This is a genomic window from Nostoc cycadae WK-1 (assembly GCF_002897135.1).
Lineage (GTDB): Bacteria > Cyanobacteriota > Cyanobacteriia > Cyanobacteriales > Nostocaceae > Nostoc_B.
In genome coordinates this window covers 18,452-43,142 of the sequence record NZ_DF978427.1, presented here as the reverse complement: position 1 = coordinate 43,142, position 24,691 = coordinate 18,452, and the positions used below count along the sequence as shown (strand labels likewise).

The window sequence follows — 24,691 nt, the reverse complement described above, 5'->3', positions numbered from 1 at the left end:
CTCAACTTTGCGTTTGACTCTGCGCCCCTCTGCGTTAAAAAACATTATTCATGTACCTTACTTAACTAGGAATTGCTATATCTCCTTAAATTATTGTGTCTGGGCGCAACCTTCCAAAACCTTGTTACCCAATATCAAAACAGCCGAGTAAGGGTATTGTTTATCTGACATCCCATCACTACAAGCGCTGACTTTTTCCAGAATTAACATATTATTTCCCCTGAGCTTGTAAACTCTTACTAAATCAGCGGGACGACCCGCTGCTGCCAGAGGTTTTACATAAGGAAAGGTTTGTTTTTTCACCTCTGGAGAAGAGTAAACAATGCCATTTTTACTGACAGTAACGTTCCAAAAAGGTTCTGTACCTAAAGCGACAAATTTTTCACTGTTAGGAGTTACTGCTTGCAGGCTAGAACTGTCAACTAGTAAACCAGCACTCAAGCCCAACAATGCAACATAAGGGATAAAAGCTTTCATTGCTCAAGAATTTTATGCGATGAATATTTAATAGATACACATTGACTATGCCAATTCCGCTTGGCAATAAAAAGCCCCAACAGCATTGGGGTTAAGGCAGAATAGTTTTAACATTTCCAGAACAATAAAATACTTGTATGGGCTGTGAAAAATCTTTGTATCTTTTGCTTGACTATTTCCAAGAAGATAGCGGCGGAACTTGTGTTAATTCATGGCTGAGAATTTCATGAATGTAGCCATTAGTGGCGAGAAGTCGACCGGAATTGATTTGCAAAGGACTACCATCATAGGCAGTAACTTTACCGCCAGCTTCTTGTAATAAAATTATGCCAGCTGCTATATCCCAAGGCGATAGTCCCCGTTCCCAGTAACCATCAACACGGCCACAGGCTACATAGGCTAAATCAATAGATGCTGAACCACTACGTCTCACCCCTTGGGTAAGGTGAGTCAGATGACAAAATTCAGCATAATTATTATCTGAGGTTTCGCGGCGATCGTATGCAAAGCCAGTGACTAATAAGCTTTTACCCAATTCACTTGTTTCGGAAACCTGGATGGGGCGGCGGTTACGGGTTGCACCTAAGCCAGCCGCCGCCCGGAATAACTCATTATGCAACGGGTCATAAATTACGCCTACCTGTGGTAAACCGTTAATTAATAACCCAATAGAAACAGCAAAAAAAGGGTATTGGTGAGCGTAGTTAGTAGTTCCATCTAAGGGATCGATCGCCCACAGAAATTCATTATCTTGATTACCTATCTTGCCTGATTCTTCTGCCAAAATAGAATGCTGTGGCAAGTGACGGTGCAGAATTTCTAAAACCACTGCTTCTGAGGCTTTATCCGCCGCCGTTACCAAATCACCAGGGCGGCCTTTTTCCGTGACTGCATCTTCTAATTTGCCTAAATAACCTTGTAAAACTCCACCCGCAGCTAAAGCCGCCTCGGTAGCAATATCGAGAAAAGTTTGTAGTTGAGTCATTGGTTAGTTAAGAGTCAAGCGTCAAGAGTCAATGGTCAATGGTCAAGAGTCAATAGTCAAGAGTTATTTGTAACTCTCCCCATATCTTCGACTCAGCACTTTCATCGATTCAAAAAGCGAAACTCTGCCGGAGTTTGACGCATAGGGTTTTCTGGGTTCCAAATCCCTTCTCCCATAATTCTTGCCCACTGTTGGGCGCGTTCTAGGCGTTGGTCATATTTGTGATTAGGCGATCGCCCAACAAATAGCGCATATCCTTGTTTGACTATTTGTTCGTTTAATAACTGATTATCTTTCCAGACATAAGCCAGTGTCCGCCCCAGTTTATCTTTATTTTCAATATCAAACTCTAGTTTGATTGATTGTTCTATCCCCCCAATTAACTTTTCTAAGCTTTGTCTAGCTTCATCACCCCAGGGGTTTTGTCGCAAATCTGGCGCATCAATCCCAATTAACCGCACTGGGGAAGCAAAATTCGGTTGTTCACCCATACCCAACACTTCTAAACTTTGCCCACTTACCACACGCGCCACTTTCACCAACATTTGATTATCTGCGGGTTGACTTTTGGCTTGACAACTTACCAGTAGTAATAAGCAGGTTAATATAGCTATTTTTCGCGTCCAAAACCCAAAACGCCCTAAAACTGTAGCGATTTGCATATTTACTCCTGTTTCTAGTAGAGTCCAAAACGGACTCTACTAGAAAAACTAAATTTTAATCTTCGTCTAATGGTAAACCTGCTTTGACTCTGCCTTTGGCAAAGTAACGCCCAAATTGGAGTTCGTAGACTTCATCCTCGTCTTGTGTCTCTACTTCTAAGTCTGAACGGGCGTAACTCACACACAGCAAAGCATAACCTTGCCGACGCAACTCTAAGGACAAGCCAACCGCCTCTGGTTGGTCAACTTCTCCCGACAAAACCCTGACAGCGCAAGCGGTGCAAGCTCCATTACGACAGGAAAAAGGCAATTCCACCCCTTGGTTTTCGGCAGAGTGTAGGATGTAGCGGTCATCTGGGACTTGGAGGGTGTATTCTTTGCCAGTGGCGCGATCGCGGACTTTAATTGTGTATGTACGGGACATCTTGATTTTGAATTTGGGTTTTGACCTTTAGATCTCTACTCTAAAATGTCTTTTAATATGTTGTTTGCACTTTCTATAATTTTATATTACAATAGTAAATTGTGACACCTGGAGAGGTGGCCGAGTGGTTGAAGGCGCAGACCTGGAAAGTCTGTTTGGGGGTGACTTCAACGAGGGTTCGAATCCCTCCCTCTCCGTTTTTGTATATAGCAAAAATTGCAAAATTTTAAACTTTAGCTGGCTTTAGTTTAAAATTTTGTATTTTTATTGCAGCATCAAATACTTTTAAAGTTATTTAGACTCTTTAAATAATTATTTAGTCAATCTAAAATTCTGTTGTGTGAGCATAGTCAGAGTCAATTAAAACCTGAATATTGAAACTAAAAATGTTCTCCAGTTGTCATAATGGGGAATAAGCATTGTTTGAACATGAGAATTGATATATAGCGATATATGGAAATCTGATGTTTAAAAAGGAAAATCCAGGTTTTGGGCATCTATTGAACATGAATGAGGGTTTGCATACTAAAAATATTGAGATTGCGTTACTTGTATGGAATTTCACATTTCCGTAACTCCAGTAGGGCAGAATGACTACTTGGTGCGAACGGAACAAGTCGCGCCTGGGGTGCCATTGGCAGAAGAACTAGTGACTTGGCCTGTAGCTGATTGGTTAGCAGCCGCAGGACATTTGATGAATGATCCTTTGAGGTCAGTTTTACAGGGAGATGCGTTGATACAGTCCACCGCAGGCATCGCCAGAAACTCTGTAAACTTGGTGGCATTGGGTCAGCAATTTTATAATGCTCTGTTTAAAGGCACTCTCAGAGATAGTTGGATTACAGCTCAAGGCATTGCCCAAAACCATCAACAAGTACTGCGCCTCCGGTTAGGTCTTAAGGAGAATAGGTTAGCACGTCTACCTTGGGAAGTCATGCACGCAGGCGATCGCCCTCTAGCAACGGGGCCTTATGTGGCATTCTCGCGCTACCAAAGTGGCATTCTCACCAACGCTCGCTTGCCCTCCAGAAATTTACCACAATTACCAGAAGATGGCGTAGTCAGGGTTTTAATGGTGCTGGCATCGCCCACAGATCAAACACGCCTGGGTTTGTTGAAGCAAGAAGCCCTAAGATTGCAAGCAGAACTGCATCGTCATGCCTCCCGCACTGCTGACAGTAGCATTTCCCTACCCGAAATTGAACTCACTATTTTAGATCAGCCAGGCAGGGAAGAATTAACCCAAGCCTTAGAACAAAGTAGATACCAAGTTCTCCACTACTCCGGCCATAGTGACTTAGGGCCAAGTGGTGGCGAAATTTATTTGGTTAGTAGCAGAACTGGCTTGACAGAAACCTTGAGTGGCGATGACCTAGCAGGTCTGCTCGTCAATAATAATATTCAAATGGCTGTGTTTAACTCTTGTTGGGGAGCATACACAGCAACAACCGATACAACAGAAGAAACAGGCGAACGTAACCTGACTGAAAGTTTAGTTAGACGCGGGATCAAGTGTGTTTTGGCTATGTCAGAACGCATTCCTGATGAAGTTGCACTCACGCTGACACAACTTTTGTACCGGAACTTGAGTCAAGGATATCCAGTAGATTTATGCGTCAGTCGGGTGCGTCAGGGATTAATTTCAGCTTATGGTTCGCACCAAACTTATTGGGCATTACCAATTTTGTATCTTCAACCCGAATTTGATGGTTTTCTGGGAACAGAACTGGCGACTTTTAACAGTACAGAGTCGCTGAATGACAATAGCCGGAGTGTGAAGGTATCTTCTACCACAACTTATTCTGCTATGACGGATGAAGCCCAGATAGCTTTACCCATCGATGACATGATGCCGGGTTTAGGTCATGATACTTCCGAGTTGGACTGGTTGGGTGAAGAGACTTGGGGCGATTTAGTTGATGAAATTGAATATGACGACCCCAGTTATGCCGAAGATTCAGCCATAGTTTCGGATTTGTTTCGCCAGATAGATCAGCAAATACCCAGCAATAATGGTCAATCTCCCTTGAATGGAGAAGTACCACCCAATCACAGAGAAAATATTTTTCCCACTAGACAAATGAGTGGCGAGGTAACACCCACTGATAGACAAGGATCATGGGGAAATTTAGGTGCAACACCCAACGAAACTGTAGCCAGTCAGGAAGAAACTTGGCCGGCTTATGAAGCATCGTTACCCACATCTGTGCCTAAACTTCGTCGTCCTAATTGGCGACTGATTTTGAGTATTTTTGGGGTAGGTGCGATCGCTAGTATCCTCGGTTTCGGTTGGTGGTGGCAACTGCGCCGCCCTTCAACTTTTGCCGATATCCCCCAAATCCCCGTTCAGCAGTCTCTGTCTAGCAAAACTAATCCGAAAATCAACTTAGAAACTAGTCCCACAGCTATTATTGCGACTAGTGCCATAGAAAAATTAAGCCAAGGTGACTTGTCGGCTGGGTTGGTAGCTGTAGAAGAATTATTAAATCGTGGCGCATTACAATCTGCTCAAACTGCCCTAAATGTTGTGCCAATCCAGCAAGGAAATGATCCTGCACTCAACTTTTTTAAAGGACGACTAGCTTGGCAGTTAATTCAGACTGGAGATAAAAAATACACCATTGATGATGCCCGACGTTTTTGGGAAGTTGCAGTGAAAGCAGAGCCAAACTCGGTGTTGTATACCAATGCTTTAGGGTTTGCCTACTACGCAGAAGGTAATGTAAATCGCGCTAATGATTCTTGGTTTAAGGCGCTAAATTTAGCTTTAAATCAGCAAAATTCCGCAAGTGTAGCCCTTTCTGTGCAGAATTCTCCCGTACCTCACGATGCCTTAACTGCCTACGCTGGTTTAGCAATGGGATTGTATAAATCTGCACGCAGTCAACCGACGACGAAACAAGGGCAATATATGAAAGAAGCGATTAAGTTGCGTCAATTGGTAATTAATCAAGACTCGGTAAATTTTCAAGTAAATAAATTAAGCAATAATTGGTTATGGACAGAAAAGGCCATTACCGATTGGAGATCGCTCCTGCAACAAAAAACTCAAGAATGAGCAACACTCTTCCCATTTAGCATCAAATTTTGGCTTGATAATTTGTCTGATATATGATATGTAAATCCAAGAAAATGTAACAATTTGTCTCTGACAGGGAAAGCAGAAGAGATAAGTTTCTGTAACATTAAATAATAATAATGATGTTCAAAATTAAGGAATTACTTCATGCCCTACACGAATGAAGAAGGTGGTCGTCTTAACAATTTTGCCCAAGAGCCAAAGGTTTATCAAGCAGAACCTCCAACAGCAGAGCAAAAGCGTAACTATATTATTCTTGGTGTAGTCGCTACAGTGTTGGTCGGTGGCTTAATTGTTGTCGCCTTCTCCGTTTCTAATCTCAGTTAAATAAAAACTGTTTTTGTTAATAAAATTTAATTTTCTTGTGGTGTTGCAGGTTTTCGTTGTCAGGGGAACCTGTTTTTTATTGGTGATGTCAAGACTCTCAAGTCAGAATATTTATATGTATCGGCATAAAATTTTGCGTTCCGGCTTGACAATGGCAGTCATAGTTCAATAACGTTCAGTTAAGAACAATAGTAAGTAGAAAAGCCACTTGCGTGGTGATCCAGGCTGTGGGAAGATTACCCCGAACTAGATAGGTCTACTTAAAATAAACCTTGTTTAGGTGATGTACACTGTTTCTTGGCTGTTGAGCCACCATGAGCGTGAATGATCCGGCACACCACGATAATTTTGCTTGGAATCGGCAAGTATATCACCGTTTGAAACTTGCCCTTAGTTTGGGCTTAAGAAGACAACTGTTTTTAGCCGTATGTGACGATTTACAGTTACGAAATCAAGTAGCAGCGCGGCTGCATTCAACGTTAGCGTATCCAGTTGGGCAAGTTTTATATCAGCCCCAAGATGGACAGGAAATTAGTAGCACTCCAGCTTACCCGCGATTAGTGACTTTGCGGTTGAATTTAAACGAGCCTAACCCTGTAGCCCAGATCAATCAATGGCTGGCTAATTATCCCCCACCAATTGTCGGTGCAACCAAAGACAACCCTGGTAGATCTTTACCAATACCGACATTTCAAATTGTGGGTGTAGAACAGCTAACAAAGCAACCTGTAGCAGTGCAACGGTTATTTTTACATTCTCTGCGCCTCTGTGAAGAAGCTTTTTCTAGCCAAGAATCTAGCGGATTTTTAGAATCTACGGTGTTGTTGTGGATTTCGCGTCCTTGGTTGTCAGCTATTCAGCAGTCAGCACCCCAATTTTGGCGTTGGCGTACAGGTATATTTACCTTTGCGGGAGAACCCACGCCAGCAAAACGTAATGTCAATTATCCAGAACGTGTTTCTAATTCCAGAAATTTGGATTTCGGGAATTTAGAGGGGACTAGTGTCAACGAATCCACAATTGAAGCACCAACCCAAACCCCACCTCCCGCAGAAAATGGTACGGTTCCTGTAGAAACACCAGCGAAGCGCCTTAGTAGTGTTTTAGAAATTCCTCCGCCACCGCCAGGATTTACCAAGCAAGAAGCTCAATTACCACAATCTTTGGTTAAATCTAGTGAGACTACTAGCCCTAGTCCATCACTGTCGGCGTTATCCCATATTAGCCAGGAATTAACAGAGTTAGTATTAGCGACGATTAGTGCCAAAATTGCTCAAGAAGAAGATGAGAATTGGCAACCACAACAAATTCTGTTGGTTATTGAAGAATTACACGTCAAGCAAGCGGCAAAAGAGGATTTGGCCGCAGCTTATCATCAATTGGGTAACTTATATCGTTTGCGGATTGAGCAAGGACATTCCACTCTAGAAAACTTGATGGTAGCAATTCTGGCTTATCAAGAAGCGATCGCCTACGATGAACAATCACCACAATTACCCGATATTCTCAATGATTTAGGCACATTGTACTGGATGTTGTACCGCACGCCACCCAACGTTGAGGCGGGACAAAATTACATTGAACAGGGGATTGAATTTTATCACTTAGCTTTGAAGATGATTTCACCGCAGACTCACCCAGAAACTTATGCGCGGGTGCAGAATAATCTGGGAACAGCATTTGGTGATTTAGCCAGGTTTTCTAACCCCGCAGAAAATTGGCAACAGGCAGTGTCAGCTTATACAGAAGCATTAGCCCATCGGACTGTAGAGATGGATACGCTGAAATATGCGGCTTGTCAAAATAATTTAGGTACAGCGTACTGGCATTTGGGACAATATAATCAACCAGTGGTGCATCTGAAAAAAGCGATCGCCGCGTATAACCAAGCACTGGCTCATTACAATGCCGACCAAGAACCACTCAAATATGGGATGATTCAAAACAATATTGGCACTGCCTACTGGAATTTAGCACAATACGAACAACCAGCCGACAATCTTCAGCAAGCTATTGATGTTTACTGCGAAGCTTTAAAATATCGCACCGCCGCTAATGTTCCCAGTGCTTGCGCCGCCACCCAAAATAATTTAGCTACAGCTTACTGGCATTTAGCGAATCTGCCGCAAACCACCAAAGAACGCAAGCAAAAGTTACTCAAATTATCAATTATTGCCTACGAAGAGGCGATTGCTTTGGCACATTCTCTCAATGGTATACCGCTAAGTTTTGATTTGTTGGCGGCTCATAATAACTTAGGATTAGCCCATTATCAGTTAGTAACAGATAGTTCTTTTAATGGCGATAAACCCACGCGATCGCACCACTTAGAAATTGCATTAGATCACCATTTGCAAGCTTTAAATGGTTTAAGTAAACAACCAGAAGCTTATCAAAATACTTTTGCTTATATTGTCAAAACAATCCGCGCCTTTCATAACGAATTAGGCATTCAAGGACAAAATTTAGCTTTATCAAAAGTTCCCGGTCAATTATTACCAGAAATTTTGGCAAAGTTGTGAAAAATTTATCACCTTTTAACCACTATATAGCTATTAATCTTTTCCCCAAATATGTCTATTCAAATTCAAATCTTCCACAATATCGAGCATGAGATGTATATTTTCAAAATATTCTCGCATAGGAGCGAAGCTTAACATCTTTTTAAAAAGTTTAGGCTCAAAAATATCATCTGCATATTCAACAGCTATGTAAATCATATTTTGCACAAATGACACATAAATATTTTTTCTAGCTTTCCTTCTAAACTGAACTAGCTTGGCCATTAAATTTGTAGACAAAACATATCTGGCTTCAATTTGATCATCTCCATAAACTGTAAAATATTGCGAAAATTCTGGGTCTTCTAATTTAACTAAATTTTCTTTATTCTGATTCAAAGCATGAATATTTGTATTTAATAAATTCGGCAAAACTATCGTCTTACCACTAATCTTTTTATTAAAGTCGGCTTGAAAAAATAATCCTTTAAATACTGTTCTTCTCGAAACCTCATTTCTCATGATTTCTTCATCAAAATGTCTATAACTAATTTGTTCACCTCGGAGTATTCTCACGATTATATAAGGAATACTTTTAACAAGCTTGATGACTAATAATATAGAATACAGGGGTAGTAAAAATCCAAAAACTATTCTCACGACAAATGGAGGAACCATCATGGAACGCAACATTTTTAAATGTTGAGAAAAAGTGAGATATTTTATCCACCGATGTTGTAATTCTACTTCTGTAGAAATTTCCGAAAAGAAAATTGGTGTTTCATTAACTTGCCCAAAAATACATTCTTGTTGCTGTATTCTATTAGGTTTTAATAAAGCTTGAAAAATCTGGCTATGAATAAAGGCAGATAGAGTATATTCATTATCTGCTTCTGAGGCGTAACTAGAATAATTTAGACTTTTATTAGTATTAATAAAGTCAAAAATCTTTTGAATAATTTTTGATTTAAATCCTTCAGTGTATGTTTCTATAGCAGAAGTATAAAAAGCAATCCATCCCCATAAACAACCTAAAAATCCTAGTAAAAATAAAAATATTAGAAAATATGGTAGCGGAACTTGATTAACAAAACAAAAAATAAGATATTCGAGAGGGAATAATTTGACTAAAAGGCAAAATATGATGAATATAACAATACTAACAAACGAGACTGATAGAATAGTTTGTTTTCTAACTGATTCCAGTTCTTTTAAATCATCTAACAAATTTTCTTGACAAAAGATTTTAAACTCATTTAAACTTTTCTTGGTGATTTTGCCATCATTGATTTTTTCTTCTGGCTGTTGAGAAGTTGATTCTATCGCAGAATAATTTGCTGGTAATAAAGTTGAAATAAATTGCTTTGCCCAAATTTGGGTTACTTCTTGCTCACTATTAGTAAGTTGTTGACAAAGTGCGATCGCTTTTTCTAATTGTTCATTTCCTTTATAGGCTTTAACCAACCACATCTGCGCTTGATAATAATCTTTGAATCCTGCATCAGTCCCTTGATAAAATTCTTCTAAGGCTTGAATAGCTTCACCATAATGCCGAAATTTTAGTGCTTTATTTCCAGTTATAAGCAATTTAGCTGCTTGTTCTGCTGAGAGGAGTTTTTGATGAGTCATTGTGGGAGTGGTTTGATTAGAGGCTATTTATACAAGAAATATTAATTAGTGGCGACTTGTTGTAGGCTGCGGATACAATCAGTTTTTTAATGCCACATTTTAGATTAGACAGTCCACTATAGTTATTAAAAATTGCATAAGATATTAGTTAAATAGATTTCTAAAATTTACAGTTTGTTTTTCTTGGGGCAAAATTTGGAATTGTACTTTTAACTGGTAGTTCATCCATGATGCAAACAAATTTGTAGGAAACATTTCCACAACATTGTTATATTCAGTGACAGCACTGTTATAAAACCTTCGCGCGGCTGAAATCTGTTCTTCAATTTCAGTCAGCGAATACTGTAACTGGATAAAATGCTCGTTGGTTTTGAGTTCTGGATATGCTTCAACTGCGATGATGATATGATCTAAATTTCTAGATATTTGGTCTTCTATTGTCACTCTTGTACTTTCACTTACACGTTCTGAAATTACTTTAGTTCTGAGTTTGACAATATCTGTTAAAGTTTTCTGCTCAAATTCCATATATTTTTCAGCAACAGCTACAAGATTAGGTATCAAATCCCATCTTTTTTGCAACAATACATCAATGGTGGAGAAGGCATAATCAACTTGATTTTTACTTTTAATCAACTTATTATAAAGATTGGCAAATATAAACGCAGTTATCAGCCAGAAAGTAAATAGTACTAAAGCTGGTGAAATAGACATATTGTTAAGGTAAATATTTCACTAGTGTTTCAGTCAACCTAGTTAAATTTTAGTATTTAGGAATGCCAATAAATAACAGTATTTATAGGTAATAAATTTCTGAAAAACTTAGTGTATTCAGTATAAATAATTAAATATGTTGATTTAATTATTTTGGATTTAGTCCTATCACTGTTTCAGTAATTATGCAACCCAAAACGTATTGTTTATCTAATTTACATATAATTACTGAAATAGTATGTACAATCCTAATAATATAGTTTCCTAACTTCTGTAATTAGTTAGGGTTCTAAACTGCAAGATTTTCAAGTCAGCGAGTTAGATTAGTTGCTTGTTTTTTTAATTCGTCAATGACGACAAAACGAATATCACGTTTTTCAGCAATTAGCTTAATATCTGGTTGTTGAAGATTTAAGAAATCTAATCCTTGTTCTTTACCACTGATTAAGAAATCACTAATAGCAACTTTATAAAATTTTTCTGCGTCAAGAGGTTGACTATTTATGAACCAATTACCTGAACTTTGTTCTTGAGTAACTTTTGCTGTGTGCAGATAACCACCAGTACCTTTATTTTTTTGACCTTGTTCTAGGACTTTTTTTAATAATTCACCCTTCATTTCTACCGCCACAACTTTACCACCAAAAGGCAAGATGCGAATGACATCATATTGAGTAATTGACCCTGGCGGAATTACATCATCAACGCGAATTGAACCGCCATTAAATATAGCTAAATCTGCATCGGGGACTTCTTGCAACATTGCTTCAGCAATTAACTTGGTGAGTTCGGTAGATTTGTTGCGAACACTCGATTCTAAACCATCTAAAGGAAATGATGTTTTAGCCACTTCTTGGGTTGGTTCAAAACCATTGGCGCGAAAAGCTTGATAACCGCGGTTTAGCCATTCCTTGACTACCTGTGCTGTTTTCGGTTCTTCAGGAATTTTATCGGTAATTGGCATTAAACGAGAGTTAATTTCCAGGTTACGCTTTTTGGTGTCGTAGCGCAGTTGATGAATATATACTGTACGTGCGTTAGCATCGGCTTTAAATATTGGGGTAAAATCCCGACCCCGCCATTGTTGAATATTTTCGTGTTCGTGACCGCCGATAATCAGGTCAATTTCTGGTATTGTTTCTGCAAGTGTGCGATCGCTCTCTATGGGTAAATGAGTTACAGCTACCAAAATATCCACTTTTCCTTTCAACGCGGCTACCTGCTGTTTAGCTACCGTTAAGGGGTCTGCGTAACTGACGTACTTTTGTTTATTACTGTCGAGAGTGATACCAATTAACCCAACTTTGACCACCGCACCGCGATCGCCTTTCACATTAAATACTATCGACCTGGGGACACTTTTAAAAGGTTGACCTTGACTATCCGACACATTCCCAGAAAACCAACGAAACCGAGATTCTTGCAATCTTTGATAAAATAAGTTTTCTGGTAAGTCAAATTCATGATTACCAAAAGTTGCATAGTCCAAACCTAAAGCATTCAACACAGCTACCATCTGCTGTCCTGCTAAAGGTATACCGTTAATTTTGGCTGTTCCTAAAGCCGAAGGACTGAAAAAATCTCCAGCTAACACAGTATAGGTGCGCGGGTTTGTTTGACGTAATTGTTTTCTGACAGTAGCGACACGCGCCAAACCACCACGACTTCCCCCTTCCACTGGTGTTATTTCGTAGATGTCATTCAGCTGCAATAGATTAATATTGACAATTTCTGCAAATACCGGAGTTGCAAAAGTAACTGTAGCTAATAGCTGTAAAAATACGCTGCACCCAGGTGATATAAATTTCATATTTTTTGATTAGCAGATTTTATCTAGATAATTGATAAATTTATTTTTGTCATGCCACTACGTATATTGCCAAAATCAAATATACATTTGAATATTTAATATTTATTTAATATATAGTGAGTTGCAGATCCCCGACTTCTATAAGAAGTCGTGAATCTTTTTTGCAAATAATAAAAAAGCTAAAAATTCAGGTAATACCAAAAGATAGAAGATATCCCTGAGATAAAAACTTATTGTAATAACGCAACTTCTATCTTAGGTTAATAATTGTGACTAAAAGTGAAATTGTGCATCAACCAAGACCGCTGATTGTCGCGGGAATTATTTTAGGATTGGGTTTAAGTGGCTTTATTGACGGAATTTTACTGCACCAAATCTTGCAATGGCATCACATGGTCAGTACTATTAAACCCTTAACCAACGAATCTAATATAGATTTAAATATGGTCTGGGATGGCTTATTTCATGCCTTAGACTTTGGATTAACCGTGACAGGAATCATCCTTTTGTGGCGTGCTGGCGGTCGTGATGATGTTGATTGGTCATCATCAACCTTTTTTGGGTCTATACTCATCGGAGCAGGATTATTTGATGTAGTTGAAGGCATAATTGACCACCAAATTCTCGGTATCCATCATGTGAAGCCAGGAACAAATCAGTTAGCTTGGGATTTGGGATTTATCGTATTTGGTGCGTTGCTTGTGTTTGTTGGCTGGATAATGCTACAAAAGAGCAAAAAAAGTTACTAACTTTCTTTATGTCTACTGATACCTTTGAAAAAACTAGCTGGAGTTGGGAAGTATCTCAATTTCAGCAACAAATCGGCGAATGGATAGAATACCAATTTGACCGCTTTCAAAATTCTGTACCAAACTTGTCGCCAGACTGGAAAATTAGTCCTTGGCTGAGTAATTTACTAATTTTGTTGTTTTGGTTGATACTTGCAGTATTTTTAGCTTTCGTAGCTTGGCGCTTATGGCAAGAATTCAGTCCATATATATATTCTTGGTTATCTGGGGGTAAAGATGCTGCGGATGCTGCGGCGAGAAATCGCGTCAATGATTTATCTGTAGCACTGTTGCTAGAGCGATCGCAAGAATTTTACCGTCAGGGTAATTACCGTGAAGCTTGTCGTTGTCTTTACTTGGCAATTTTACAACACTTGCATGATATTAAGCTGGTTCCTCACAAATTTAGCCGCACAGATGGAGAATATTTACAGGTGTTACGTTCAACTGTTACCCCAATACAACCTTACGAAACCTTGATTACTACCCATGAACAATTATGCTTTGGTAATGCTGAGATTTTGCCAGAAAATTATCAACAATGTCAGCAAGCCTATCAAGAAATTATTAATCAACAACACAACTCAGCACTCAATTTATGACAAAATCAAACCGCATTGCTTGGATAGGAGCGATCGCACTTGGTGTAATAATTTTACTTAGTTTATTCGCTGCTCCTAATACTAAAATTTACACTGGTTCTACTTATAGTCGGGCTGCTGATGGCTATGGTGCTTGGTATGCTTATATGCAGCAACAAGGAATAACTATTCAGCGTTGGCAAAAGCCTCTAGAAAATTTTAAACCTGAAAAAACTCCTGTCACTATGTTAAGGGTGAGTAGTTCCCCTAGGGAAGCTTATTTGTTATTTGACGAACAGGAATGGTTAGATAAAGGCAATAATTTAGTAATTTTAGGTGTCAAAACACCTGTAACAGAAGCTAAATTTCACTCTCTGCAAAAATCAAATTTTGGTGATATTAAAATTGCCACAAAAAGACGTAATATCAAAGTAGAAAAACCAAGCATTTCTTTAGGCGATCGCTTTGGTGCTGTTGTTTGGGAAGAAAAAAAAGAAAAAGGTAAAGTAATTTTTTCTAATACTCCCTATTTAGCAGCTAATGCCTATCAAGATAATTTAAGCAACTTTCAATATCTTGCCAGCTTAGTCAACCAAAAAGGCAACAAATTATTTGTAGATGAATATATTCATGGTTATAAAGATTCAGATGTCAAGCAGAGTGAAGGTGAAGGCGACTTATTCAGCTATTTTGCCAAAACACCACTATTCCCTGCACTAGTTCAAGTAGGAATTTTACTATTAGTTTTAATTTGGGCGAAAAATCAACGCTTTGGTAAACCAATAGCCTTAGAAACTCCAGTTATAGATAACAGCCAAGCATATATCCAAGCACTAGCAGGAGTATTAGAAAAAGCCGAATCTACCGATTTTGTTGTAGACATGGTAGGTAAAGAAGAACAAATACAACTACAAAAATCTTTAGGATTAGGCACAACATTACTAGAACACCAAACACTACTGCAAGTTTGGCAAGAAAAAACAGGTGCAAATACAGCAGAACTCGACGCAGTATTAAAATTATCTACCCAAAAACAGCACATAAGTGAACGAGAACTGTTAAGCTGGTTGGCGAAATGGCGAACCCTGAAGGAAATACCCAAGTAATTTCCTATTTTGCGCTAACTTTGACAGCAGCGGCTGTATGTTTATGCTTGAGCATTTTATTCATAAAAATTATGAGCCAAAATCATTCTGTATTTATTGAACTTGACCAAAACCTTAATCAAATCATCGTCGGACAATCTAGCCTCATAAAGCAGTTGCTAGTGGCGTTATTAGCAGGTGGACACGTAATTTTAGAAGGTGTACCCGGAACAGGTAAAACACTTTTAGTCAAAGTATTAGCGCAATTAATTCAAGGAGAATTTCGCCGCATTCAACTTACACCAGATGTCTTACCTTCCGACATTACAGGAACAAACATTTTTGATTTAAATGGTCGCAATTTCACCTTAAAGAAAGGTCCAGTTTTTACAGAAGTCTTACTAGCAGATGAAATTAACCGCACTCCGCCCAAAACTCAAGCAGCGCTGTTAGAAGCAATGGAAGAAATGCAAGTTACTTTAGATGGTGAAAGTTTACCTTTACCGGATTTATTTTGGGTAATTGCGACACAAAACCCCTTGGAATTTGAAGGGACTTATCCTTTACCAGAAGCGCAGTTAGATAGGTTCTTATTCAAACTATTAGTAGATTATCCTGACCAAGCCGCAGAAAAACAAATGTTACTCAATCGTCAAGCTGGTTTTGCAGCAAGACGTATAGATATTTCTAGTTTAAAACCAGTAGCAACCGTAGCTGATATTTTAGAAGCACGAAAAGAAGTGAAACAAGTGCAAGTCTCAGAAAAGATTATCGATTATCTCTTAGCTTTAGTGAGAGCTTCGCGTCAATTTCCTGATTTAGCGTTAGGTGCGTCACCCCGTGCTGCTGGTGCTTGGTTGCAAACATCGCAAGCCGCCGCATGGTTAGCCGGACGCGATTTTGTCACACCAGATGATGTTAAAGCTGTAGCTTCGCCTTTGTTACGTCATCGTTTGCTTCTTAAACCAGAAGCCATGCTAGACGGTTTACAAATTGATGCGATTATTGCGTCGGTAATCAATCAAGTTCAAGTACCAAGATGAAGTATGAAGTGTGAAATAGGAAAAAGTTATGAAAGAGGAAAAACAATTTTCTTGGGATATTCGAGAACGGTCATTTGAATATGCGTTACGAGCAATTAAGTTATATCAATTTTTGCAAGAGGGTAAAGATTAAGCAGGCTGGTTTATTGGTAAACAATATCTTAGAGCAGCAACTTCAACAGGAGCTAACTTGGAAGAAGCAAAATCAGGAGAAAGTAAAGCGGATTTTATTCATAAATACAGTATTGCTCAAAAAGAAGCTAGGAAAAGTTTATATTGGCTACGGATTTTAAACAAATCAGAAATGGTTCCATCTCAACGTTTACTACCCCTACTAAACGAAACTGAAGAAATAATTGCTGTCATCACAACTATCATTGTTAAAGTAAAAAAAATAGACTTACTTAATTTCACACTTCATACTTCAATCAATGGTTCCTGCAAGAAGAGTTTATTTTTTATTAGGATTAGGAATTGCGATCGCACCCATTCTATCCTTATTCCTATCCATTCCCGTTAGTATCGCCATCACTTTATTATTTGATGCCATTATTCTGATATTGATGATTGTGGATGGGTTGCGAGTCCGTCCATTACGAGTGCAAATCAAGCGCGACTTACCGCAACGCTTATCAATTGGGCGAGATAATCCGGTAATGTTGACGGTAACAGCCGCAAACACTGACGGAATTATTCAAATTCGTGATTACTATCCCCCAGAATTTGGCGTATCTACCCCAACACTCACCGCCACTATTCCCGCTAACACTACCCAAGAATTAACTTACACTGTCCACCCCAAACAACGCGGCGAATTTCCTTGGGGAAATATTCAAGTGCGACAGTTGGGAATTTGGGGGTTAGCTTGGCATAATTGGCAAATACCGCAAAATGTTGCAGTCAAAGTTTATCCTGATTTAATTGGGTTGCGATCGCTCTCTATTCGCCTCACATTACAATCATCAGGTTCCATACGCCAATCTCGCCGGATGGGTATCGGTACAGAATTTGCGGAACTGCGGAACTATCACACTGGTGATGATTTACGCTTTATTGATTGGAAAGCCACCGCCAGGAGAACTACTGGGAATACACCGCCTTTGGTCAGGGTATTAGAACCAGAACAAGAACAAACCTTGATTATCTTATTAGATCGTGGTCGGCTGATGACAGCACAAGTCAAAGGCTTACAGCGATTTGATTGGGGTTTAAATGCTACTTTATCATTAGCCTTAGCCGGATTACATCGGGGCGATCGCGTCGGGGTGGGTGTATTTGACCGCCAAATGCACACATGGGTATCACCAGAACGCGGACAATCTCATCTCGGTAAGCTAATTGATTATCTCACGCCAATTCAACCAGTTTTACTCGAATCTGATTATTTAGGGGCTGTTACCAATGTAGTGCAAAGGCAAACTCGCCGCGCCTTAGTAGTTGTCATCACCGATTTAGTTGATGTCACCGCCTCTACAGAATTATTAGCTGCACTTTCCCGGTTAGCACCAAGGTATCTACCCTTCTGCGTCACTTTACGAGATCCCCAAGTTGATCATCTAGCGCACACATTTACTCAAGAAGTTACAGCAGCTTACAGTCGTGCTGTTGCTTTAGATTTATTAGCACAACGCCAAGTAGCCTTTGCCCAATTAAAACAAAAGGGTGTTTTGGTACTCGATGCGCCAGCAAATCAAATTACTGACCAGTTGGTTGAAAGATATCTGCAACTTAAAGCCAGAAATCAGCTGTAAGAAGATGTTTGGAAAGTCATGAAAGATACTAAAAACCCCTCTCCAAACCTCTCCCCGAAGCGGAGAGAGGCTTTGAAACCCCCATTCCCTCGTAGGGAAGGGGAGGCTCAAGGGGTTAGGTTTTTCAGATTTGGATATTAACAATAATACTTTTCAAACATCCTCTAAGGTTTCAGCATGTTTTATTGTTGTTTAGGGACATCCAGCATCGAGTATTATGCCACTACTGCAACCGCAAAGTGTAATGGTAAAACTCTTCATTCTTAATGTAATCTCGCACTTCATAGAGTTTTTGCGCGGCTATGTTAGAAATTTGAGTGGCTAAAATTACTCTAACTGCGCCACTTTCTTTTGCGTATTCTTCCGCAGCACTCATCAATAAATTTGCAACTCCCTTGCGGCGATATGACTCTTTTACATACAAATCGTTCAATATCCATACTCGTTTCATCGACACTGAAGAAAAGCTAGGATAAAGCTGAGTAAATCCAACTAATTCCCCATTATCATTAGCTGCAAAAACTACCGAGTCCTTATTCTTGAAACGTTCTTCGAGAAACTCTTTAGCAGCTTCAATGTTTGATGCCTGATTGTAAAAAATACGATACTGATTAAATATTACTGAAACACTTTCAAGATGATTAATATTAGCTAAGAAAACTTCCATTGAGTATCCTCATCACTTCAATGTAGTTTACATCTATAGACTGTTCAAGCGTTGCAACTAATCCAATAAATACTGAGCAATCGCAAATTAAACCCAGATATAGAGACATATTGTACTAGCATTTCATAAACCGTAGATGAGGCAGTATACGGATTTTGCTATAGCATCTTAATTCTTGTTGAATCGCAAAAATTAGCCAGCAACTATGAAGTCAGCTTTTTGGTAGATGAGTTTTATCAAAATCCGATAAAACATTTAATAAATACAGCTTATCTATTTATAAAAAATCTCTTTGAGAATTTATTTTTTATAAAGTACTTTAAATCGATATACAAACCGTATATTATTTAAATAATCTCTCACAAACTGTTCTAAAAATCAAGCTATTAGCAAGGCAAAACAGCAATTTATTGATGAGCAATGTAGCCGTGAACTGTTAATTGGGATAAATATATGACAGGTAAATTAGAAGGAAAAGTAGCAATTATTACTGGAGCTTCTGCGGGGATAGGTGAAGCAACTGCGATCGCCTTAGCCGCAGAAGGAGCGCAAGTAGTGATTGCAGCAAGGCGTTCTGACCGACTAGATACGGTAGCGCAAAAGATTACGGAGAATGGCGGTAAAGTATTACCGATAGTCACAGATGTTACCGATGAAGCCCAAGTCAAAAATTTGGTAGATAAAGCGATCGCCGCCTGGGGAAGAGTTGATATCTTAGTCAACAATGCGGGAATTGCTGTCATTGGCGAGATTGACGGCGGTAACACAGCAAATTGGCGACGGATGATTGATATCAACGTTTTAGGCGTGATGTATGCGACACACTCCGTTTTGCCAATTTTGAAAGCACAAAATTCTGGACATATCGTTAACATCTCTTCAGTAGCGGGTCGTACAGCTAGAGCCGGGATTGGAATCTACAACGCCACAAAATGGGGTATCAATGGTTTTTCGGAAGCACTACGTCAAGAAGTTTACCAACATAACATCCGCGTCACTATCATCGAACCCGGTTTGGTTGATACAGAAATCAACGACTTGATTGACGACCCCATCGCCAAACAACGCAGCGAAGAACGACGTAAAACAGTCACCCCACTAGAAAGCGAAGATATAGCCGCAGCTATTGTTTATGCAGTAACTCAACCGCCACGGGTGAATGTGAACGAAATTCTCATCCGTCCCACACAACAGGGATGGTAACAAATTCCGCAACATTATTGGAAATTACAAAAATATGACCACTCCAACTACAGCATCTACCTGGGAACAGTTATCAGAAATTGCTCAAAAACACACCCCAGCGCGGCGGGTACGACGACCAGGCCAGTCTCCATCTACTGCACCTATTCCTAGCAGTCTGCATAAACTACCACCAGACACCACACCACCCGTATTGCTTTACCGCGATACAAACTCTTGGTGTCCTTTTTGTGAAAGAGTGTGGTTTGCTTTAGAAGAAAAACAAATTCCCTTTGAAACAGAGTTTATTGACTTAAGCAATAAACCCAAATGGTATACCGATTTAGTTCCCACAACCCTTGTCCCAGCAGCCAAAATCGAAGGTGAGTTAGTCTACGAATCTAAGGATATTCTCTTAGCTTTAGAAGCCAGATTTCCTAGTCCGTCACTACTTCCTGAAGACCCAGAAGAAAACGCTGTAGCTAGACAGTGGGTGGAAGATGCAGAGACTAATGGTTTTCGCAATCTTGCTTATAAGTTCTTGCGGGAAACTCCGACCGATGCGGATGAGTTAGCTAACTTGCAAACTACCTTTGAAGCCAGTCTAGACGAGTTGGAGCAAACTTTGGGCAAATATCCAGGCCCCTATTTTTTATCAACCTTTAGCTTAGTTGATATTATGTATAGCCCCCATCTAGATAGACTGGCGGCGAATTTACCTGTGTATCGGGGCTATCAAATCAAAGGAAATCCTCGTTTTCCACGGATTAATGCTTGGTTTGCAGCGTTGAATGAACGTCCTGCTTATCAGCGGGTGAGATCAGACGACACCACTAATAATTTACTGCTGCGGCGGAGATTTGGTATTGAACCAACAGGAAACGCCTTACCTTTAAATACAGCAGATAGTAATGCTATTCAATATCGCGCCGAAGCCGCAGAAAGACTCAGCGATAACCATGAAGTTGCGATCGCAGATATTATCAAAAATTCCGGTGTGCAAGCATTGGCTGTAGACGGTGATATTACCACAATTAAAGAAGCTGTGGATTTGCATTTAAGACTGCTGGCAGAATACCTGATTCATGGTGATAGCGCACCCTTACCAGGAGGTCGCACTGGTGGCCAAAATAGTATAGAAACAACAATATCAGCAGTTGGCGCGATCGCTCTTGCCTACGTTAGAAATCGCGTCTGTGCGCCGCGTGATATGAGTGCTGGTGCAGCCACCACATTCCGCGCCGCCGTTGATCAGGTTTTGGCTTCTTTGTATTAAGCTCATAATTAATTTCATAAAATTGGGAAGTAGTAATTACTACTTCCCAAATAACCGTAACCGCAAATTTGAAACCCTAGAGTAAAGAAATATAGATAGGACTTACGCATAAAGATTTTCTGTGGAGACTGGGTGTAAGGGTTTTAGATACATAAACCCCTACACCCTCTCCCCAACTCTTGATTTTTCGTTTTTATGCGTAAGTCCTACTATTTTTGAGCAACTGCAACACCATTCGGTTCGCCAAGCACTTTGGCAAATCTTTCTAAATAGAAATTCACAGGATTTGCTACTGCTTGAATAGACTCACGACTTTCTACTGCATTCCACCATTGCAGCAAGCGGGGTGTTTCTGTTGGTAATGTAAACTTACGGAAGTGTTCGAGGACAGGTAAACGCTCAAACCAAGGATAGAAGCTGATATCAACTAAACTAAACTGTTCGCCAAACCAGTAAGGGCCATTACCAGAAAACTTACCTAATCCTTCTTGCTCAATATACAAAAGCGCTTCGACAAATTCTTTTCGCCCTTGTTCTTGTTCTTGAGCATCTTTACCACGCAAGAACTTGTTAAACGCAGGAACAAGGCGGGTATTGGCGTAATCAATCCAAATCCGCGCGATCGCTTTTGTCGTAGGATCATGAGGTAACAAAGCTGGCTCTGGAAAGACTTCTTCTAGATATTCATTAATCACCGCAGATTCATAAATTTCTACATCCCCATGCTTGATTGCGGGAACCTTACCATAGCGCGAAACCTGCGTAAAATCTGATGGTTTGTTCTGTAAGTCAATTTCAATTGGCGTAAAGTCAATTTTCTTTTCTAGCAAAACCACGCGGGTTCTTTGAGAAAAGGTAGAGGCTTTAGCGAAGTAAAGTTGTAAGTTACTCATGAAATTTTTCCTTGTATGGCAGTTTAAATTGCACCTTAAAGTTCAAGCAAACAGAAGTTTACTCAAACTTAAAGTACGATAAATCTATAGAATTACCGTAGAATATCAAGAGTATTACATATCCTTTGGGAAAACACAACATTGCTCTCAACATGTCTTCCTTGCCTCTTTTATTAAATAGAACTGCTAGATATGTAATACTTAGTAATAATGATTGTTAGTAAATCTAACTATCACCAGTCTGTTAGGTCACTTTACACCACAAAACATCAGACCAAAACCAGATATAAAGATGATGAAAGAAATATCACGTCGCCAATTTATCACCACAGCCACTCTGACGACAGGCTTTGTTTTAGCGGTACAGCCTGTATTTGCTAAAGTAATTACCACCGATAGCAAGGGCTTAACTGCGGGTGCGGTGAAAATTCCGGTTAAAGATGGTGAAATCCCAGCTTATAGAGCCGTACCTGCGACTGGAAGCAATTTTCCCGTGGTTTTGGTAATTCAAGAAATTTTTGGTGTGCATGAGCATATTCAAGATGTTTGTCGTCGCTTTGCCAAATTGGGGTATTTAGCGATCGCACCAGAATTATTTGTGCGTCAAGGTGATGTGTCAAAATTAAGCAACATAGACGAAATCCGTCAGGTAGTAGCGAAAGTCCCCGATGCACAAGTACTATCCGACCTAGATGCAACAGTCAACTGGGCAGTAAAATCAGCCAAGGGAAATACCAAAAGAATCGGAATTACAGGCTTTTGCTGGGGTGGTAGGATCACATGGCTATATGCTGCACATAATCCCCAAGTCAAAGCAGGTGTAGCGTGGTATGGCAGACTTGTGGGTAATGCTAGTGAACTCACACCCAAACATCCCGTTGATATTGCTTCCACATTAAAAGTGCCTGTCTTGGGACTCTACGGCGGTAAAGATACAGGCATACCGGTAGATACAGTAGAACAAATGCGTGATCGCCTCAAATCCAGCAGCAGCAAATCGAAAATTATCGTCTACCCAGATGCACCCCACGCCTTTTTTGCAGATTATCGCCCATTTTACCGCGAGCAAGAAGCTAAAGAAGGCTGGCAAAAACTCCAAGCATGGTTTAAGCAACATGGCGTGTAATATCTTGTGCAGCCAAAGACTCATCATTAGACTTGCAAAGAAGCAAGGGAGAGGTTGAAAGATGAAAAAGTCCAACTACTACGACAATATTGCACCAATCTATGACCAAACACGTTGGTTATCAGAATTAATAGCAGAAGAAGTAGCGGACTTTATTCTTCAACTTGTTTGTGCCGCACCTGAGACATCTTTTTTAGAGCCTGGTGTCGGCACAGGATTAAATATTATTCCTCTCGTCAAACGAGGCTATTCTGTAACAGGAATTGATGTCTCTGAAGAAATGCTAAATCAGTGTCGTCAAAAATTAAATGGTACTCCTGAAAATTTGCGCCTCATTCAAGCAGATGCGTCACAATTACCATTTTCAGATAACAGTTTTGATGTTGTGTTAACTGTTCATATACTCCACACGGTTGCTGATTGGAGAGCATTTTTAGATGAAATTGAGCGAGTGCTGAAGCCAGGAGGTTTTTATCTCAATTGTCAATGGATTACTCCACCAGCCAGAAGAGAATTTGAAAGCTATTTCCGAAGCATCCTATCTAAGTATGAAGAATCAAAGCCGATTTCTCAACCAATACACGCAATAGATGTACAAGAATATTTACATCAAAAAGGTTACATTGCTAATTATTTAGTAGCTAAAGAATGGTTAGTCAGCAACACAATTGATGATTTAATCATTTTTTTTAAATCACGAGCCTACGGTTTATGTTGGGGATTAGCCGATGATCAATATCGTTTAGCTATCAACGAGTTGAAAGAATTTTGTTTCAATCATTATGGTTCGCTAGATAAAATTATATCTTCTCCAGCAAAGTTTGAAATCTGGGCTTACAGAACACTCTGAAACCATATCGAAATTAGCTGAATTAGCAAGATAAAAACTAGTAAATTAAATTTGCAATCTGAATTGGGAGAAATAAACTCAATGACAACCACTGCATTAATTGTTGGTGCTGGTAATGGACTTAGTGCATCCCTAGCGCGTCTGTTCGCTGCTGAAGGGATGAGCGTTGCTTTAGCCGCACGACGCATTGATAAGCTGAGTACATTGTCTCAAGAGATTGGCGCAGTTAGTTTTGCCTGTGATGCTTCTCAACCAAACGATGTCAACCAACTATTTAACAATGTAGAACAAAAGTTAGGAGCGCCAACTGTTGTAGTTTATAATCCGAGTTTTCGAGTTACAGGTAAGTTGATTGACCTTGACCCTAGTGAAGTGGCAAAATCTCTGGAAATTACTGCTTATGGTGGCTTTTTGGTAGCGCAAGCCGCCGCGAAACGGATGCTGAAATTAGGCGAAGGGGCAATTTTCTTTACAGGTGCGTCGGCTAGTGTCAAAGGTTATCCGCGTTCTGCGCCGTTTGCTATGGGGAAATTTGCTTTGCGGGGTTTAGTTCAAAGCATCGCGCGGGAACTAGCACCGCAGAATGTACATGTAGCGCACTTTATTATTGATGGTGGGATTCGTTCAGACATACGACAAGAAGCCACCGATAAACCTGATAGTTTACTAGATCCTGATGCGATCGCCCAAACTTACCTCAACATTCTCCGTCAACCCCGCAGTGCTTGGACATGGGAAATTGAATTACGGCCTTGGGTGGAAACATTTTAATCAAATCCTTGATTTTACCCAGTCCGCTTATGCGGACTTTGTTTGTATAGCCGCGAATTCATTCGCCTAG

Annotated in this window: 23 protein-coding genes and 1 tRNA gene; 15 read left to right on the top strand and 9 right to left on the bottom strand. The window is 39.8% G+C overall.

Going from position 1 to position 24,691, the window contains the following annotated elements; all coding sequences use genetic code 11:
- Positions 1-90: 90 nt before the first annotated feature.
- The 4 genes from NCWK1_RS11345 to NCWK1_RS11330 all read right to left on the bottom strand — a co-directional run bounded on the left by NCWK1_RS11345 (position 91) and on the right by NCWK1_RS11330 (position 2,548).
- A complete protein-coding gene (locus NCWK1_RS11345) occupies positions 91-477 on the bottom strand; it encodes a COG3650 family protein (RefSeq protein WP_103124792.1) in 387 nt (128 codons plus the stop codon).
- A 172-nt stretch (positions 478-649) separates the two neighbouring features.
- Positions 650-1,462 (bottom strand): inositol monophosphatase family protein, encoded by an 813-nt coding sequence (locus tag NCWK1_RS11340; RefSeq protein WP_103124791.1) that lies wholly within the window; start codon positions 1,460-1,462, stop codon positions 650-652.
- A gap of 101 nt (positions 1,463-1,563) precedes the next feature.
- A complete protein-coding gene (locus NCWK1_RS11335) occupies positions 1,564-2,124 on the bottom strand; it encodes a thermonuclease family protein (protein WP_096577962.1) in 561 nt (186 codons plus the stop codon).
- A 55-nt stretch (positions 2,125-2,179) separates the two neighbouring features.
- Positions 2,180-2,548 (bottom strand): 2Fe-2S iron-sulfur cluster-binding protein, encoded by a 369-nt coding sequence (locus NCWK1_RS11330; protein ID WP_096577961.1) that lies wholly within the window; start codon positions 2,546-2,548, stop codon positions 2,180-2,182.
- A 110-nt stretch (positions 2,549-2,658) separates the two neighbouring features.
- On the opposite strand from NCWK1_RS11330, the gene NCWK1_RS11325 reads away from it, so the two are divergent.
- From NCWK1_RS11325 to NCWK1_RS11310, 4 genes are all read left to right on the top strand, one after another.
- Positions 2,659-2,745, top strand: a tRNA-Ser gene (locus NCWK1_RS11325).
- 356 nt (positions 2,746-3,101) lie between these two features.
- Complete coding sequence (gene hetF, locus NCWK1_RS11320) at positions 3,102-5,606, top strand: cell division protein HetF (RefSeq protein WP_103124790.1); 2,505 nt, start codon at positions 3,102-3,104, stop codon at positions 5,604-5,606.
- Positions 5,607-5,774: 168 nt separating this feature from the next.
- Positions 5,775-5,954 (top strand): photosystem II assembly protein Psb34, encoded by a 180-nt coding sequence (gene psb34 / locus NCWK1_RS11315; protein WP_096577957.1) that lies wholly within the window; start codon positions 5,775-5,777, stop codon positions 5,952-5,954.
- 314 nt (positions 5,955-6,268) lie between these two features.
- Positions 6,269-8,476, top strand: a complete 2,208-nt coding sequence (locus tag NCWK1_RS11310; protein WP_103124789.1) for a tetratricopeptide repeat protein — start codon at positions 6,269-6,271, stop codon at positions 8,474-8,476.
- Positions 8,477-8,509: 33 nt separating this feature from the next.
- Here the strand turns inward: NCWK1_RS11310 and NCWK1_RS11305 are convergent, their stop codons facing one another.
- The 3 genes from NCWK1_RS11305 to NCWK1_RS11295 all read right to left on the bottom strand — a co-directional run bounded on the left by NCWK1_RS11305 (position 8,510) and on the right by NCWK1_RS11295 (position 12,608).
- Positions 8,510-10,084: a DUF3137 domain-containing protein gene (locus tag NCWK1_RS11305; RefSeq protein ID WP_245894883.1), complete on the bottom strand. Its 1,575-nt coding sequence runs from the start codon at positions 10,082-10,084 to the stop codon at positions 8,510-8,512.
- 144 nt (positions 10,085-10,228) lie between these two features.
- Positions 10,229-10,798: a LemA family protein gene (locus NCWK1_RS11300; protein ID WP_103124788.1), complete on the bottom strand. Its 570-nt coding sequence runs from the start codon at positions 10,796-10,798 to the stop codon at positions 10,229-10,231.
- Between the two features lie 310 nt (positions 10,799-11,108).
- Complete coding sequence (locus NCWK1_RS11295) at positions 11,109-12,608, bottom strand: bifunctional metallophosphatase/5'-nucleotidase (RefSeq protein WP_103124787.1); 1,500 nt, start codon at positions 12,606-12,608, stop codon at positions 11,109-11,111.
- A 266-nt stretch (positions 12,609-12,874) separates the two neighbouring features.
- On the opposite strand from NCWK1_RS11295, the gene NCWK1_RS11290 reads away from it, so the two are divergent.
- The 6 genes from NCWK1_RS11290 to NCWK1_RS11265 all read left to right on the top strand — a co-directional run bounded on the left by NCWK1_RS11290 (position 12,875) and on the right by NCWK1_RS11265 (position 17,856).
- Entirely contained in the window at positions 12,875-13,357 is a 483-nt protein-coding gene (locus NCWK1_RS11290) for a DUF2243 domain-containing protein (RefSeq protein ID WP_103124786.1), read from the top strand.
- A gap of 8 nt (positions 13,358-13,365) precedes the next feature.
- A complete protein-coding gene (locus tag NCWK1_RS11285; protein WP_103124785.1) occupies positions 13,366-13,998 on the top strand; it encodes a DUF4129 domain-containing protein in 633 nt (210 codons plus the stop codon).
- On the top strand, positions 13,995-15,083 hold the full coding sequence (locus NCWK1_RS11280; protein ID WP_103124784.1) for a DUF4350 domain-containing protein: 1,089 nt from the start codon (positions 13,995-13,997) through the stop codon (positions 15,081-15,083). The genes NCWK1_RS11285 and NCWK1_RS11280 overlap by 4 nt, the downstream gene beginning before the upstream one ends.
- Positions 15,084-15,154: 71 nt before the next feature.
- A complete protein-coding gene (locus NCWK1_RS11275; RefSeq protein WP_103124958.1) occupies positions 15,155-16,105 on the top strand; it encodes an AAA family ATPase in 951 nt (316 codons plus the stop codon).
- A 145-nt stretch (positions 16,106-16,250) separates the two neighbouring features.
- Positions 16,251-16,625, top strand: coding sequence for a four helix bundle protein (locus tag NCWK1_RS11270; protein WP_222838784.1), 375 nt, complete (start codon positions 16,251-16,253; stop codon positions 16,623-16,625).
- Entirely contained in the window at positions 16,537-17,856 is a 1,320-nt protein-coding gene (locus NCWK1_RS11265; protein ID WP_103124783.1) for a DUF58 domain-containing protein, read from the top strand. Before NCWK1_RS11270 ends, NCWK1_RS11265 begins: the two co-directional genes overlap by 89 nt.
- Before the next feature lie 223 nt (positions 17,857-18,079).
- Here NCWK1_RS11265 and NCWK1_RS11260 read toward each other — a convergent pair whose 3' ends face one another.
- Positions 18,080-18,523, bottom strand: coding sequence for a GNAT family N-acetyltransferase (locus NCWK1_RS11260; RefSeq protein WP_096577942.1), 444 nt, complete (start codon positions 18,521-18,523; stop codon positions 18,080-18,082).
- Positions 18,524-18,976: 453 nt separating this feature from the next.
- On the opposite strand from NCWK1_RS11260, the gene NCWK1_RS11255 reads away from it, so the two are divergent.
- Both NCWK1_RS11255 and NCWK1_RS11250 read left to right on the top strand, forming a co-directional pair.
- Positions 18,977-19,726 carry an SDR family NAD(P)-dependent oxidoreductase gene (locus NCWK1_RS11255; protein ID WP_103124782.1) on the top strand — a complete coding sequence of 250 codons (750 nt, stop codon included), beginning with the start codon at positions 18,977-18,979 and terminating at the stop codon, positions 19,724-19,726.
- A 34-nt stretch (positions 19,727-19,760) separates the two neighbouring features.
- Complete coding sequence (locus NCWK1_RS11250; RefSeq protein WP_103124781.1) at positions 19,761-20,981, top strand: glutathione S-transferase family protein; 1,221 nt, start codon at positions 19,761-19,763, stop codon at positions 20,979-20,981.
- 209 nt (positions 20,982-21,190) lie between these two features.
- On the opposite strand, the gene NCWK1_RS11245 is transcribed toward NCWK1_RS11250, so the two are convergent.
- Complete coding sequence (locus NCWK1_RS11245) at positions 21,191-21,874, bottom strand: glutathione S-transferase family protein (protein WP_103124780.1); 684 nt, start codon at positions 21,872-21,874, stop codon at positions 21,191-21,193.
- A 295-nt stretch (positions 21,875-22,169) separates the two neighbouring features.
- Between NCWK1_RS11245 and NCWK1_RS11240 the strand changes: the two genes are divergently transcribed.
- The 3 genes from NCWK1_RS11240 (at position 22,170) to NCWK1_RS11230 (ending at position 24,621) form a co-directional block, all read left to right on the top strand.
- Positions 22,170-23,000, top strand: coding sequence for a dienelactone hydrolase family protein (locus NCWK1_RS11240; RefSeq protein ID WP_103124779.1), 831 nt, complete (start codon positions 22,170-22,172; stop codon positions 22,998-23,000).
- A 61-nt stretch (positions 23,001-23,061) separates the two neighbouring features.
- Complete coding sequence (locus NCWK1_RS11235) at positions 23,062-23,850, top strand: class I SAM-dependent methyltransferase (protein WP_103124778.1); 789 nt, start codon at positions 23,062-23,064, stop codon at positions 23,848-23,850.
- 81 nt (positions 23,851-23,931) lie between these two features.
- Positions 23,932-24,621, top strand: coding sequence for an SDR family NAD(P)-dependent oxidoreductase (locus tag NCWK1_RS11230; RefSeq protein ID WP_103124777.1), 690 nt, complete (start codon positions 23,932-23,934; stop codon positions 24,619-24,621).
- The last annotated feature ends 70 nt before the right edge of the window (positions 24,622-24,691 follow it).

Coding starts and splice junctions, on each gene's coding strand:
- NCWK1_RS11275 (WP_103124958.1), top strand. CDS start 15,155: ATGAGCCAAAATCATTCTGTATTTATTGAACTTGACCAAAACCTTAAT.
- NCWK1_RS11240 (WP_103124779.1), top strand. CDS start 22,170: ATGAAAGAAATATCACGTCGCCAATTTATCACCACAGCCACTCTGACG.
- NCWK1_RS11285 (WP_103124785.1), top strand. CDS start 13,366: ATGTCTACTGATACCTTTGAAAAAACTAGCTGGAGTTGGGAAGTATCT.
- NCWK1_RS11245 (WP_103124780.1), bottom strand. CDS start 21,874: ATGAGTAACTTACAACTTTACTTCGCTAAAGCCTCTACCTTTTCTCAA.
- NCWK1_RS11260 (WP_096577942.1), bottom strand. CDS start 18,523: ATGGAAGTTTTCTTAGCTAATATTAATCATCTTGAAAGTGTTTCAGTA.
- NCWK1_RS11280 (WP_103124784.1), top strand. CDS start 13,995: ATGACAAAATCAAACCGCATTGCTTGGATAGGAGCGATCGCACTTGGT.
- NCWK1_RS11330 (WP_096577961.1), bottom strand. CDS start 2,548: ATGTCCCGTACATACACAATTAAAGTCCGCGATCGCGCCACTGGCAAA.
- NCWK1_RS11340 (WP_103124791.1), bottom strand. CDS start 1,462: ATGACTCAACTACAAACTTTTCTCGATATTGCTACCGAGGCGGCTTTA.
- NCWK1_RS11255 (WP_103124782.1), top strand. CDS start 18,977: ATGACAGGTAAATTAGAAGGAAAAGTAGCAATTATTACTGGAGCTTCT.
- psb34 (WP_096577957.1), top strand. CDS start 5,775: ATGCCCTACACGAATGAAGAAGGTGGTCGTCTTAACAATTTTGCCCAA.
- NCWK1_RS11250 (WP_103124781.1), top strand. CDS start 19,761: ATGACCACTCCAACTACAGCATCTACCTGGGAACAGTTATCAGAAATT.
- NCWK1_RS11345 (WP_103124792.1), bottom strand. CDS start 477: ATGAAAGCTTTTATCCCTTATGTTGCATTGTTGGGCTTGAGTGCTGGT.
- NCWK1_RS11335 (WP_096577962.1), bottom strand. CDS start 2,124: ATGCAAATCGCTACAGTTTTAGGGCGTTTTGGGTTTTGGACGCGAAAA.
- NCWK1_RS11300 (WP_103124788.1), bottom strand. CDS start 10,798: ATGTCTATTTCACCAGCTTTAGTACTATTTACTTTCTGGCTGATAACT.
- NCWK1_RS11235 (WP_103124778.1), top strand. CDS start 23,062: ATGAAAAAGTCCAACTACTACGACAATATTGCACCAATCTATGACCAA.
- NCWK1_RS11310 (WP_103124789.1), top strand. CDS start 6,269: ATGAGCGTGAATGATCCGGCACACCACGATAATTTTGCTTGGAATCGG.
- NCWK1_RS11265 (WP_103124783.1), top strand. CDS start 16,537: ATGGTTCCTGCAAGAAGAGTTTATTTTTTATTAGGATTAGGAATTGCG.
- NCWK1_RS11230 (WP_103124777.1), top strand. CDS start 23,932: ATGACAACCACTGCATTAATTGTTGGTGCTGGTAATGGACTTAGTGCA.
- hetF (WP_103124790.1), top strand. CDS start 3,102: ATGGAATTTCACATTTCCGTAACTCCAGTAGGGCAGAATGACTACTTG.
- NCWK1_RS11295 (WP_103124787.1), bottom strand. CDS start 12,608: ATGAAATTTATATCACCTGGGTGCAGCGTATTTTTACAGCTATTAGCT.
- NCWK1_RS11305 (WP_245894883.1), bottom strand. CDS start 10,084: ATGACTCATCAAAAACTCCTCTCAGCAGAACAAGCAGCTAAATTGCTT.